At 61.9% G+C, this 13,019-nt stretch carries 11 protein-coding genes; 1 reads left to right on the forward strand and 10 read right to left on the reverse strand.

Translation table 11 applies throughout. From position 1 onward, the window contains the following. Nucleotides 1-33 precede the first annotated feature (33 nt). From ODQ19_RS00100 to ODQ19_RS00130, 7 genes are all read right to left on the reverse strand, one after another. Nucleotides 34-1,044 carry a chemotaxis response regulator protein-glutamate methylesterase gene (locus ODQ19_RS00100; RefSeq protein ID WP_003189079.1) on the reverse strand — a complete coding sequence of 337 codons (1,011 nt, stop codon included), beginning with the start codon at nt 1,042-1,044 and terminating at the stop codon, nt 34-36. Then, nucleotides 1,041-3,320, reverse strand: a complete 2,280-nt coding sequence (locus ODQ19_RS00105) for a hybrid sensor histidine kinase/response regulator (protein ID WP_330209029.1) — start codon at nt 3,318-3,320, stop codon at nt 1,041-1,043. The genes ODQ19_RS00100 and ODQ19_RS00105 overlap by 4 nt, the downstream gene beginning before the upstream one ends. Next, on the reverse strand, nt 3,317-4,018 hold the full coding sequence (locus ODQ19_RS00110; protein WP_003189074.1) for a chemotaxis protein CheW: 702 nt from the start codon (nt 4,016-4,018) through the stop codon (nt 3,317-3,319). The genes ODQ19_RS00105 and ODQ19_RS00110 overlap by 4 nt, the downstream gene beginning before the upstream one ends. Beyond that, nucleotides 4,015-5,277 (reverse strand): CheR family methyltransferase, encoded by a 1,263-nt coding sequence (locus ODQ19_RS00115; protein WP_330209030.1) that lies wholly within the window; start codon nt 5,275-5,277, stop codon nt 4,015-4,017. The genes ODQ19_RS00110 and ODQ19_RS00115 overlap by 4 nt, the downstream gene beginning before the upstream one ends. Continuing rightward, on the reverse strand, nt 5,274-5,786 hold the full coding sequence (locus ODQ19_RS00120; protein ID WP_330209031.1) for a chemotaxis protein CheW: 513 nt from the start codon (nt 5,784-5,786) through the stop codon (nt 5,274-5,276). Before ODQ19_RS00120 ends, ODQ19_RS00115 begins: the two co-directional genes overlap by 4 nt. Next, nucleotides 5,786-7,408, reverse strand: coding sequence for a methyl-accepting chemotaxis protein (locus tag ODQ19_RS00125; RefSeq protein WP_116666789.1), 1,623 nt, complete (start codon nt 7,406-7,408; stop codon nt 5,786-5,788). Before ODQ19_RS00125 ends, ODQ19_RS00120 begins: the two co-directional genes overlap by 1 nt. A 781-nt stretch (nt 7,409-8,189) precedes the next feature. Next, nucleotides 8,190-8,897 (reverse strand): tellurite resistance TerB family protein, encoded by a 708-nt coding sequence (locus ODQ19_RS00130; protein WP_330209032.1) that lies wholly within the window; start codon nt 8,895-8,897, stop codon nt 8,190-8,192. Nucleotides 8,898-9,201: 304 nt separating this feature from the next. Between ODQ19_RS00130 and ODQ19_RS00135 the strand changes: the two genes are divergently transcribed. Next, nucleotides 9,202-10,827: a glucan biosynthesis protein D gene (locus ODQ19_RS00135; RefSeq protein ID WP_330209033.1), complete on the forward strand. Its 1,626-nt coding sequence runs from the start codon at nt 9,202-9,204 to the stop codon at nt 10,825-10,827. A gap of 54 nt (nt 10,828-10,881) precedes the next feature. On the opposite strand, the gene ODQ19_RS00140 is transcribed toward ODQ19_RS00135, so the two are convergent. The 3 genes from ODQ19_RS00140 to ODQ19_RS00150 all read right to left on the reverse strand — a co-directional run bounded on the left by ODQ19_RS00140 (nt 10,882) and on the right by ODQ19_RS00150 (nt 13,019). Continuing rightward, nucleotides 10,882-11,067, reverse strand: a complete 186-nt coding sequence (locus tag ODQ19_RS00140; protein WP_014717190.1) for a hypothetical protein — start codon at nt 11,065-11,067, stop codon at nt 10,882-10,884. 208 nt (nt 11,068-11,275) lie between these two features. Further along, a complete protein-coding gene (locus ODQ19_RS00145; RefSeq protein ID WP_330209034.1) occupies nt 11,276-11,809 on the reverse strand; it encodes a GNAT family N-acetyltransferase in 534 nt (177 codons plus the stop codon). Between the two features lie 103 nt (nt 11,810-11,912). Then, on the reverse strand, nt 11,913-13,019 hold the full coding sequence (locus ODQ19_RS00150) for an NADH:flavin oxidoreductase/NADH oxidase (protein WP_330209035.1): 1,107 nt from the start codon (nt 13,017-13,019) through the stop codon (nt 11,913-11,915).

Raw genomic sequence — 13,019 nt, forward strand, 5'->3', positions numbered from 1 at the left:
TACCTGCAAGCCAGCACGGCGGGAGATTTTTGTTCATTTTGCAAAGACCTCCAGCAATCGGGGCGCAATTCTATCCAGTGGGCGAATTTCAACAGCAGCATCAATCGCCGCCGCCGCTTTGGGCATGCCATACACCGCCGAACTCTGTTGGTCCTGGGCGATGGTCAAATATCCTTGTTCCCGCATCAGCTTGAGGCCCTGGGCGCCGTCGCGACCCATGCCGGTGAGCAAGACGCCGACGGCGTCACCGTTCCAGTGGCTGGCGACGCTTTCGAAAAACACGTCGATCGACGGCCGGTAAATCTCGTTCACCGGCTCTGCGGTATAGGCTAGCGTGCCATTTTTCAACAAGCGAATATGGTGGTTGGTGCCGGCCAGCAATACCACGCCGGGTTGAGGCGGCTCGCCTTCACAGGCCAGGCGCACCGGCAGGCCGGAAGCGCTGCTCAACCACTCGGCCATGCCGGCGGCAAACACCTGGTCCACATGCTGTACCAGCACGATGGCGGCCGGAAAATCCCGGGGCAAACCCTTGAGCAGAACTTCCAGGGCCGCCGGCCCACCGGCGGAAGAACCAATCGCCACCAGCCGTTGACGCTTGCCGGTGACCCGCTGCGGCGGGGTTTCGGCACGCACCCGCGTGCCGCGCTGGCCGATCAGCCAGCCAATATTGAGGATCTTGCGCAACAGGGGCGCCGCCGCATCCTTGGGGTTGCCCACGCCCAGTGCCGGGGTGTCCACCACATCCAGGGCGCCGTGGCCCATGGCTTCGAATACACGGCTGACGTTAGCCTGGCGGTCGACGGTGACGATCACGATCGGGCATGGCGTGTCGGCCATGATCTGCCGGGTAGCCTCCACACCGTCCATCACCGGCATGATCAAGTCCATCAGGATCAGGTCCGGGGTCAGCTCGGCGCAACGCTGCACCGCTTCCAGGCCATTGCTGGCCACCCACACCACCTCGTGGGCGGGCTCGTAACTCAAGGCTCGGCGCAAGGCTTCCACCGCCAGAGGCATGTCATTGACGATCGCAATCCTCATGCCCGGGCGCCTCCAATCAGTTCAACCACGGCGTCGAGCAAGGCGTCGTCATGGAAACTGGCTTTGGCTAGATAATAGTCGGCCCCGGCGTCGAGGCCACGGCGGCGGTCTTCTTCACGATCCTTGTAGGAAACCACCATCACCGGCAATGATTGCAGGCGACTGTCACGGCGCAAAAGTGTGACCAATTCAATACCGTCCATGCGAGGCATATCAATATCCGTGATAAGCAGGTCGAAGTCCTCGGAGCGCAATGCGTTCCAGCCATCCATGCCATCGACCGCCACGGCGACTTCATAACCACGGTTGAGTAACAATTTGCGTTGCAGCTCGCGCACCGTCAGTGAGTCGTCCACCACCAGCACGCGCTTGCGCGGCGCTTCGGTGGCCTGCTGGCTGCGCCGGGCGATGCGCTCCAGGCGGCCGGTGTTGAGCAATTTATCCACCGAACGCAGCATGTCTTCGACATCGACGATCAACACCACCGAACCGTCATCGAGCAAGGCCCCGGCAGAAATGTCCTGGACCTTGCCCAGGCGATCATCCAACGGCAACACCACCAGCGTGCGCTCGCCGATAAAGCGCTCCACGGCAATCCCGTACACCGCATCGCGCTCGCGGATCACCACCACTTTCAAGGTATCTGACGGGGTCTGCCCCGGCGGGCGCTGCAGCAACTGGCTGGCGGCAACCAGGCCGACATGTCGGCCCTCATGCCAGAAGTGCTGGCGACCTTCCAATTGCACGATGTCGTCGGGCGCCAGGTCGCACATGCGTTCGATATGCGCCAGGGGAAAGGCATAGGCTTCTTCGCCGACTTCCACCACCAGGCTGCGCACCACCGACAGGGTCAACGGCACCTCAAGATGGAAGCGACTGCCCTGCCCCGCCGTCTGTTCCAGCACCACCGCGCCGCGCAGCTGGCGAACCATATGCTGCACCGCGTCCAGGCCCACACCACGCCCGGACACTTCGGTGACTTTGTCACGCAGGCTGAACCCCGGCAGGAACAGGAAGGTCAGTAGCTCCTCTTCGCTCAGGCGCAGAGCCGTTTCCACGGGCGACAAATTCCGGTCGACAATAGTGCCACGCAGGCGCTCCAGGTCGACACCGTTGCCGTCATCGCTCAACTCCAGCACCAGCAACCCGGCTTGATGGGACGCACGCAGGCGAATCAAGCCCTCCGCCGGTTTGCCCGCCAGCACGCGTTGCTCAGGGGTTTCGATGCCGTGGTCGACGGCATTGCGCAATAAATGGGTGAGCGGCGCTTCGAGTTTTTCCAGCACGTCACGGTCGACCTGGGTCTTTTCGCCCTCAATCTCCAGGCGCACTTGCTTGCCCAGGCTGCGACCAAGGTCACGCACCATGCGCACCTGCCCGGCCAGTACATCGGCAAACGGCCGCATGCGGCAGGCCAATGCGGTGTCATAGAGCACCTGGGCGCGCTGGCCGGCCTGCCAGCCGAACTCATCCAACTCGGCGTTTTTTTCCGCCAGCAGGGCCTGCGCTTCACTCAGCAGGCGACGGGTATCGGCCAGGGCTTCCTGGGCTTCCAGGTTCAGATCCAGCGATTTGAGCTGGCCATCCAGGGCATCCAGCGCGCGCAAGCTGTTGCTCTGAATGCGCTTGAGGCGCTGCAGACTGGCCAGGTACGGCTTGAGCCGCTGGGTTTCCACCAGGGACTTGCTGGACAAGTCCAACAGGCTGTTCAAGCGCTCGGCCGTCACCCGCAGCACACGCTCGCCGCCTTCAGTCATGCGTTTGTTCTGGCGCGGCGCTTCACTGCTGAGCGGTGGCGCGGGCTCCAGCTCGGGCTCCAGCAGCAATGCGTCAACCCGCGGCGCGGGGATGGGCTTGGTTTTTGGCACGGGCGTGGCAATCGGCTGGGAGGGATCGAGCAAGCGCTCCATCAGCGCAACATAGGCCTCGATATCCGCCGGCCCCACATCATTGCCCGGGGTGGCGATACGCATCAGCAGGTCAGTACCTTGCAGCAACGCGTCGATATGTTCAGGTTGCAGGTACAGGCGGCCTTCCTGGGCGCTAACCAGGCAATCTTCCATGACATGGGCCACGCTGACCCCGGCATCCACGCCGACAATCCGCGCCGCCCCTTTAAGTGAATGCGCGGCGCGCATGCAGGCTTCGAGCTGATCGGCCTGGGTCGGGTTGCGCTCCAGCGCCAGCAGGCCCGCGCTCAACACCTGGGTCTGCGCATCGGCTTCCAGGCTGAACAGTTCCAACAGCGAGGCATCGCGCATCTGGTCGGGGGTCATGCGAGGCTCCGGGTCACGGCGGACAACAATTGCGCTTCGTCCAGCCAGCGCAGGCTGCGGCCTTTCCACTGCAACACGCCTTGGGTGTAGCGTGCGCTAGCCTGGGTGCCGGACACCGATGCGGCCTTCAAGGTGCGCTCATCGATGGCGTGGATGCCGTCTACTTCATCTACCGGTACGACGACCGGGCCGTCCTGGGCAGCGATGATCAGCATGCGCGGCATGATCCGCCCGCCGCTGGCGCCGGTACTGGTGCTGTCCAGGCCCAACAGTTCCACCAGTGACAGGCACGCCACCAGCGCCCCGCGTACGTTGGCCACGCCCAGCAGCGCCCGGGAGCGCTGGTGCGGCAGCGAGTGGATCGGCTGCAACGGCGCCACTTCCACCAGGCAGCGGGTGGCGATACCAAGCCATTCTTCGCCGAGGCGGAACATCAACAGCGAACGGGTAACCACCTCGTTATCCGCTTCGGCAGTTGCCTGCGCGTGATGGTCGTCCTGTTGCAGGGCGTAGCGGTCAAGCAGGCGCGTGGCGGCGGCGGAATACACCGAGCAATTGCGGCAGTGGATATGCTCGGCCAATAACGGGCAGGACTTGTCGCCATGAATACCGATGCGGTTCCAACAGTCGTCAATGGCTTGGGTATCGGTCAGCGTCAGGTCCAGGCCTGCGGTGTCGAGCGCGTCAGGGCTACTCATCGTTTGGACTCACTGTCAGCTCGCTCGCTACGGGCGGCGCGTGCCTGAAGACGACGCGCGCCGGCACTGTCACCCTGGGACTCGAGCAACGCGGCCAGGTGCATCAGGGCCTGGGGATGCTGCGGTTCCAAATACAGGGCTTTTCGGTAATACCCCTGGGCCTCCAGGGCACTGCCAGCCACATCGCTGAGCAGCCCCAACCAGTAAAACACCTGGGCGGCCGGCGGGTGACTGCTCAAATACCGCTCGCAGGCCGCTCGGGCCTCGGCACTTTTGCCCTCGTTGGCCAGGGTTGCGATCTGGCTAAGCAAATCCCCGGCATCGGTATGCGTAGCCTTGACCGGTGGTACGTGGGGGCTGACCGTGCTGAACGGTCGCGGCTTGAGCGGTATCGGCGCCGCCCTGCGCTGCAGTATGGGTGCGGGCGCCGGCGTGATAACCGGTGCTACTGGCGGGGTCGGCTCTACATGCCGACTGAAGGCGAAGGACTGCGGCACACCAATTGAGCGCATGCCGTGACGCCCCAGCAGGCTGCCCTCGGCCGGGCCGATAAACAGCACGCCGTCCACGTGAGTCAATGCCTTGAGCACATCAAAGACTTGTTTCTGGGTCGGCTGGTCGAAGTAGATCAGCAAGTTGCGGCAGAACACAAAATCGTAGGTTGGCTCGTTCGCCAACAGTGCCGGGTCCAGCAAGTTGCCGACTTGCAGGCGCACTTGTTCGCGCACCCGGTCGGCGATGCGGTAGCCGCCTGCGTCTTCAGTGAAGTGGCGGTCACGAAACTCAAGGTCGGCGCCGCGAAACGAGTTCTTGCCGTACACACCCCGCCGCGCGCGCTCCACCGACAGCGGGCTGACGTCCATGCCTTGCACTTTGAACTGGTGGGGCGCCAACCCCGCGTCGAGCAAGGCCATGGCAATCGAATAGGGCTCTTCACCGGTCGAACACGGCAGGCTGAGAATACGCAAGGCGCGCATCTGGTTGATCTCGGCCAAGCGTGCCTGGGCCAGGCGGGCCAGGGTTGCAAAGGATTCGGGATAGCGGAAAAACCAGGTCTCGGGGACGATCACCGCTTCGATCAGCGCCTGCTGCTCGTCATGGGAGGTTTGCAGGTGTTGCCAGTAAGCCTCCGCCGACGGCGACTGGGACGACTGGCAGCGCTGGCGCACCGCGCGTTCGATGATCGCCTCGCCCACCGAAGCGACGTCCAGGCCGATGCGTTCTTTCAAGAACGCGAAAAACCGGGGGTCATTGCTCATAGGCTCAACTCGGCGCAAAACAGCAAGGCGCGCACTGGCGCGGTCAACAGATCCGCAACGCCAATCCATTGCATCAAGCCCTGGGCATCCTCGCGCACCGGCCCCAGGTATGGCGCCTGTTGGTTGTCCAGGCCATAGGGCTGGAACTCGGCGGGGTCGCAACGCAGGGTGTCGGTGGCCTGCTCCAGGATCAGCCCCAGCCAACGCGCCTCACTCCAAGGCTGCGGCTGATAATTGACCAACACCAGGCGCGTACTGGTACGCGCCTGGGCCGAAGTGCCGAACGTCAGGGCGCTCAAGTCGATGACCGGCACCAGCACCCCACGATGGGAGAAGATACCCGCCACCCATAAGGGCGCTTGGGCGATAGGTTTAAGCGCCAGGCGCGGCAGCACCTCGGCCACTTCCGTGGCCTTGAGGGCAAAGCGTTCGTTGCCGATGCGAAACACCAGGAACAACGCCTTTTTCGCTGCCGGGACGGCACCGCGTTTAGCCGCAAGCTCGCTCATCAGACTTTGAAACGCGAGACGCCGCTGCGCAGACCGACCGCAACCTGGCTCAGTTCATCAATGGCAAAGCTGGCCTGGCGCAGGGATTCGACGGTCTGGCTGCTGGCATCGCCCAATTGCACCAGCGCATGGTTGATCTGCTCGGCGCCGGTGGCCTGGGCCTGCATGCCTTCGTTGACCATCAACACCCGCGGCGCCAGGGCCTGTACCTGATGGATGATCTGCGACAGTTGCTCGCCCACTTGCTGCACCTCCGACATGCCGCGGCGCACCTCCTCGGAGAACTTGTCCATGCCCATCACCCCCGCCGACACCGCCGACTGGATCTCACGCACCATCTGTTCAATGTCGTAGGTCGCCACGGCGGTCTGGTCGGCCAGGCGGCGCACTTCGGTGGCAACCACGGCAAAGCCGCGCCCGTATTCACCGGCTTTCTCAGCCTCGATGGCCGCATTGAGCGACAACAGGTTGGTCTGGTCGGCCACCTTGACGATGGTCACTACCACCTGGTTGATGTTGCCGGCCTTCTCATTAAGGATCGCCAGCTTGGCGTTGACCAGGTCGGCGGCGCCCATCACCGAGTGCATGGTTTCTTCCATGCGGGCCAGGCCCTGCTGGCCGGAACCTGCAGCCACCGAGGCTTGGTCGGCGGCGGTGGAGACTTCGGTCATGGTGCGGACCAAGTCCTTGGACGTGGCGGCAATTTCGCGGGAAGTGGCGCCGATTTCGGTGGTCGTGGCCGCGGTTTCTGTCGCGGTCGCCTGTTGCTGCTTGGAGGTCGCGGCAATCTCGGTGACCGAGGTAGTGACCTGCACCGATGAACGCTGCGCCTGGGACACCAGGGCAGTCAGCTCGGTCATCATGTCGTTGAAGCCGGTTTCAACCGCGTTGAATTCGTCCTTGCGCTCCAGATTCAGGCGCTTGCTCAGGTCGCCGGTGCGCATGACTTCGAGGATTTGAACGATACGCTGCATCGGCGCCATGATCGCGCGCATCAGCAACAGGCCACACAGCGCGGCGGCCAGAATTGCCAGCAACAGCGAAACGCCCATGCTGATCTTCGCGGCCGCTACCGCATCATCAATGGCGGCGGTGGCGTTGTCGGCGACCTGCTTGTTCTCATTGATAATGTCATTGAGCTTCATGCGGCCTGCTGTCCAGGCGGGAGTCAGTTGCTCGTTGAACAACCTCAACGCTTCGGCGGCGTTATTGCTCTGATGGGCCGCCAAGACCTGGGCGAGAATCTGGTTGTAGTTCTGGTGCAGTTTTTCGAAGGCATCGAATTCGGTGCGATCCTGGGTGATATTGATCGTCCCGGCGTAGCTGGCCATATGTTGCTCAAGCCGAGCCTCAAAAGACTTGTAGTCCTGTTTGTCGGCTTCGGAAATGCCCTGGTTCTCGTGGATCCCAACCAACTCCTGGGTTTGCAGGTAGCTGTCGACCCAGGCGCTGCGAATCATCGAGCTGAAAAACACCCCGGGCACTGCATCGTCTCGGACCGAGTTTTCGCTGATTTCGATTTTCAACAGGCGCGAATACGAGACCACGACCATCAGCAGCATGATCGCGATAATTACCGCAAAGCTCGCCAAAATCCTTTGGCGCAGGGTCCAGTTCTTCACAGTAATTCCTCGTAGGGCCATTCAAATGGAGGGGAGTATAGCTGAGCGGCTGCGCGCTTTTATCAAGGCTTTTGATGTGCAGTGCACAGAATGCGGATGTGCTCGCGTTGGCCATAGCTATCTACACAATTTTGGTACGGCGCTGGACCTGTGGCGAGGGAGCTTGCTCCCGTGGCGGCCTGACAGCCGACACCTACCCACCTGCCCCCCACGATCTATTGTGGGAGCTGGCTTGCCTGCGAAGGCGGCAACGCTTATCTACCAGACACCCCGCGATCCAACTGTGGGAGCGGGCTTGCTCGCGAAGGCGGCCTGGCAGTCAACACCGTTGGATTGTGTGTATATCCATTCCTGCGGTAACGGCCGCTTAGGGTTCCGCCCTGACGGCGGGTCACTTTGGAAAAGCCCCAAAGTAACCAAAGGGCTCTTGCCCCACCACTCGGCACCTCGCTTTGGCTCGGTGTGCCCGTAATCCGCCAGTGATTTGGGGGGCCGCCGCCACGCGCCATCCATGGCGCGGGGCGGCTAAACCGGCATCCCTGCCGGTTTACCCCCCAAATCCCTGTCGAATTCCGGCCAGCGTGGTTTGACGGGGCGCCTAAGATCAAGAGCAGATCAAGAGCCAGATCAAGAGCGGCTCGCTTCGCATCGTGGTTACGGTGTTGATACCTATGCCGCGATGGCGTGAGTCAGTCAGTCAGTCAGTCAGAAATAGAGTGACTGGTCTACCGCATTCGCGAGCAAGCCCGCTCCCACATTTTTGATTGGCGTGTGGCCTTGTTTATGCGTTAAGCCGTACTTGTTTTTCCAACTCAAGCTTCAAGCCGGGCTCAAGTTTCAGTTGGCGGGCCAGTTCGTCCAGGTAGGCTTTTTCCATGAAGTTTTCCTCATCCACCAGCATCACGCTGGCGATGTACATTTCGGCGGCCATTTCCGGGGTGCTGGCGGCGCGGGCGACGTCGGTGGGGTCCAGGGGCTTGTTGAGTTCGGCGTGCAGCCAGTGTTGCAGCTCCTGGTCGTTGTCCAGCTTGGTAAATTCCCCTTCGATCAAGGCGCGCTCGCGCTCATCCACATGCCCATCAGCCTTGGCCGCGGCCACCAGCGCCTTGAGAATGCCCTGGCTGTGTTGCTCCACCTGGGCAGCCGGCAGGCGGTCGATGGTTTGCGGCTCGCCTTGGGGCGCGCTGGCCTGCTGGGCCTGCCAGTTGCCGTAAGCCTTGTAGGCAATCACACCGAGTGCGGCCAGGCCGCCGTAGGTGAGCGCCTTGCCGCCGAATTTGCGGGCTTTCTTGTTGCCCAGCAGCAAGCCCATGGCCCCCGCCGCCAGGGCGCCGCCGCCTGCACCGCCGAGCATGCTGCCGAGCCCGCCACCGCTGAGCAAGCCGCCGAGGGCGCCCTTGTCATTGGACTTGCGTTGGCCGCCGGCCTTGTTTTGCAACATGTCCTGGCCAGACTTAAGCAGTTGATCGAGCAATCCACGGGTATTCATTCGTAGCCTCCAGACACTTGGGTTCGTAGGACCAATAGGCCTCCAGCGTAAAACTAAGTGCCAAAAAGCCGCGATCTAGAGTGCTTCCAGATGTAACGTTCTACTGCGATGCTGGAAATGTCTTGTTGCACATGCAACGCCATCATCCCGCCATCAATCAATTTGCCTTGTTCATCGAACCGCTTAAGCTATCCGGCGTCTGTTTATTGTCCGTTGCGTTTGGCCGAAGGCATGTCCGAACCGTTATTTCTGATCCGCTACGTGCCAGGAACGGCGCGGGATTTGCTCACGACAGGTTGTCTCTATGCACCGCAGGAATTTGCTCAAAGCATCCATGGCCATTGCGGCTTACACCGGTTTGTCGGCCAGTGGCCTGCTGGCCGCGCAGGCCTGGGCCGGGAATCGGGCTGCCGATGGCAAGGCCGTGGCGTTCGATTTCGAATCGCTCAAGGCCCAGGCCAAGCAATTGGCCACCCGTGACTACCAGGACACTAAGCAGGTGCTGCCGCCGACCCTGGCCACCATGACCCCGCAGAATTTCAACGCCATCGGCTATGACCGTAACCATTCGCTGTGGAAGGAGTTGAACGGCCAACTGGACGTGCAGTTCTTCCACGTCGGCATGGGCTTCAAGACGCCGGTGCGCATGCACAGCGTCGACCCCAAGACCCGTGAAGCCCGCGAAGTGCATTTTCGCCCGTCACTGTTCAACTATGAAAAAACCACGGTGGACACCCAGCAACTGACCGGCGACCTGGGTTTCTCCGGCTTCAAGCTGTTCAAGGCGCCAGAGCTGGACCGCCATGACGTGCTGTCGTTTCTCGGCGCCAGCTACTTTCGCGCGGTGGATTCCACCGGCCAGTACGGCCTCTCGGCGCGTGGCCTGGCGATTGATACCTACGCGAAAAAACGCGAGGAATTCCCCGATTTCACGCAGTTCTGGTTCGAAACCCCGGACAAGAACGCCACACGTTTTGTGGTCTACGCCCTGCTCGACTCGCCAAGCGCCACTGGCGCCTACCGCTTCGATATCGACTGCCAGGCCAACCAAGTGGTGATGGCGATCGACGCGCACATCAATGCGCGCACGGCCATCGAACAACTGGGCATCGCGCCCATGACCAGTATGTTCAGTTGCGGCACCCATGAACGCCGCATGTGCGACACCATCCACCCGCAAATCCACGACTCAGACCGCCTGGCCATGTGGCGCGGCAACGGCGAATGGGTCTGCCGGCCCCTGAACAACCCAGCCAAGCTGCAATTCAACGCGTTCGCCGACATCGACCCCAAAGGCTTCGGCCTGGTGCAGACCGACCATGAGTTCGCCAGCTATCAGGACACCGTCGACTGGTACAGCAAACGCCCAAGCCTGTGGGTTGAACCGACCACGGCCTGGGGCGAAGGCTCCATCGACTTGCTGGAAATCCCCACCACTGGCGAAACCCTGGACAATATCGTGGCCTTCTGGACCCCGAAAAAGCCCGTGGCTGCCGGTGATTCGCTCAACTACGGCTACAAGCTGTACTGGAGCGCACTGCCGCCAGTGAGCACGCCGCTGGCACAGGTCGATGCGACCCGCTCGGGCATGGGCGGCTTTACCGAAGGCTGGGCACCCGGCGAGCATTATCCGAAGGTATGGGCGCGGCGTTTCGCCGTGGACTTCAAGGGCGGCGGCCTGGATCGCTTGCCAGCGGGCACCGGCATCGAACCCGTGGTGACCTGTTCCCATGGTGAGGTGAAGGACTTCAGCGTGCTGGTGCTGGACAATATCAAGGGCTACCGCATCCTGTTCGACTGGTACCCCACCAGCGACAGCGTGGAACCTGTCGAATTGCGCCTGTTTATACGAACCCAGGACCGCACCCTGAGTGAAACCTGGCTGTATCAGTACTTCCCGCCTGCGCCAGAGCAACGCAAGTACACCTGATGCCACACTGCACGATCATTCCCACGCAATAACGTGGGAATGATCGGATTTGGCTCAAAATCGCGACACGCTTTTCATCGCGCCAATCAGATAGCGCATCGCCACCTGATCGCTCTCGGTCAGCGCCCGGTATTGCACCAGCAACTCCATCTCATCTGAACTCAACCTTCGACCCCGCAAGGACATCCGACGGCTCAGAAAAGACGCCACCGCACCCGCTACGCCATAGGACTTGGCCATGGACCGCTACTCCCGATATCAGTCAAACACTCCTGGTGCCCATTTCCCAACTCCCGGAAAGCGCAACGGCTTCGCGGACCAACCGCCTGTCTCCCTGGGCCAGGAGTCGGGCTTACCCTTAGCGTAGAAACTATCTCATCATTCGTGGGATTTTTTTAGAGTATTAACTTAAAAAATAACGTCGGTAATAAAAACCTACAGCGATTACTCACGCGAGGGGTCGATACAGGTGAATGTCTAGCGGTTCTTGCGCATAAAGCTCAGCGTGGGGTTGCTGCAACAGACGGCAACCATGGCGCAGGTAAAAGTCCACGGTGTTACGCGACTCCGTCGCCGAGATATAGAGCGCTTGGGCCCCCACTTGCCGGCCGTGCTCGCAAGCCAGCGCCAACAACCGACCGCCCAGGCCATAACCGCGGGCATTGTGGCTGACATGCAAGAATTTCAACTGCCGCATTAGCAGGCCTTGGTGATGGAAGGATCGATTGTCCACCACCACTGCGGCGACCAGCACCTGGTCGTCGAATACGCCCCACAACCACCCGCCGCGCTGGACGCAGGCACGCAGCGCCACGGCATCCTGTTCGGCCTCGCCTTCGGGCCAGCCGCGCATGTCATGGTGTGTGGCATACAACACCAGTTCACCGCAGTCCATGCGATAGCACGCCGGGATCAGCTCCGTACGATCGATGGTTGCCAGCAAAGGGATATCGTCTTCGGTTAACGCGCGTTCCACCAGCATAAGCTTCTCCTGCTTAACAACCGCCAAGGATCAGCCTTCCCATAAACGCGAGCAAGAAAAAACCCACCGTGTCAGGGTGGGTCCGGTAGGGCCGTGTGCAGGATCAATCGCGCAGATCCGACTCATGAATCGGCTGGTCGCGGTGGGTTGCCCGCTGGTATTGCGCGGGCCAGATGGCCTTGCGCCCGCCCAGATCATCGTCGGCATGCAAAGGCCAGTACGGGTCGCGGAGCAGTTCCCGGGCCAGGAAGATGATGTCGGCCTGGCAAGTGCGCAGGATATGCTCGGCCTGGGCCGGTTCGGTAATCATGCCAACTGTGCCGGTGGCGATGCCCGACTCCTTGCGCACTCGCTCGGCGAAGCGCGTCTGATAGCCGGGGCCGGTGGGAATCTCGGCATTGGCAGCGGTGCCGCCAGAGGACACGTCGATCAAGTCAACGCCCAAGTCTTTCAGGCGGCGCGCCAACTCCACGGTTTCATCCGGGTTCCAGCCATCTTCGACCCAGTCGGTAGCCGATACCCGCACAAACAGTGGCAACTCCTGAGGCCAGGCCGCACGTACGGCCGTGGTTACCTCCAGTACCAGGCGAATGCGGTTTTCGAACGAGCCACCGTAGTGGTCCTGACGCTGGTTGCTGATCGGCGAGAGAAACTGGTGCAGCAGATACCCATGGGCGGCGTGGATTTCCACCACTTCAAAGCCTGCGGTCAAGGCGCGCTTGGCGGCGGCGACAAAGTCGGCGATCACTTGCTGGATCTGTGCTTCGTCCAGTGGCTTGGGCTGGGTGTGATTGGGGTCGAAGGCAATCGGCGAGGGGCCCACCGGCACCCAGCCGCCCTCCTCCGGCTTGACGCTGCCGTGTTTGCCGATCCATGGCCGATGGGTGCTGGCCTTGCGCCCGGCATGGGCCAGCTGAATCCCAGCCACCGCGCCCTGTGCCGCGATAAAACGGGTAATGCGCCGCAGCGGTTCGATCTGGGCGTCGTTCCACAGGCCCAGGTCCTGGGCGGTGATGCGGCCATCAGCAGTCACAGCCGTGGCCTCGGTGAAAATCAATCCGGCGCCCCCCACGGCCCGGCTGCCGAGATGCACCAGGTGCCAGTCATTGGCCAGGCCATCGTCGCTGGAGTACTGGCACATGGGTGAAACCGCGATGCGGTTGAGCAGGGTCAATTGGCGCAGGGTGTAAGGTTCGAGCAGCTGACTCAT

Origin of the sequence: Pseudomonas sp. AM4(2022) (assembly GCF_036346515.1) — a bacterium.
Taxonomy (GTDB): Bacteria; Pseudomonadota; Gammaproteobacteria; order Pseudomonadales; family Pseudomonadaceae; genus Aquipseudomonas; species Aquipseudomonas paracarnis.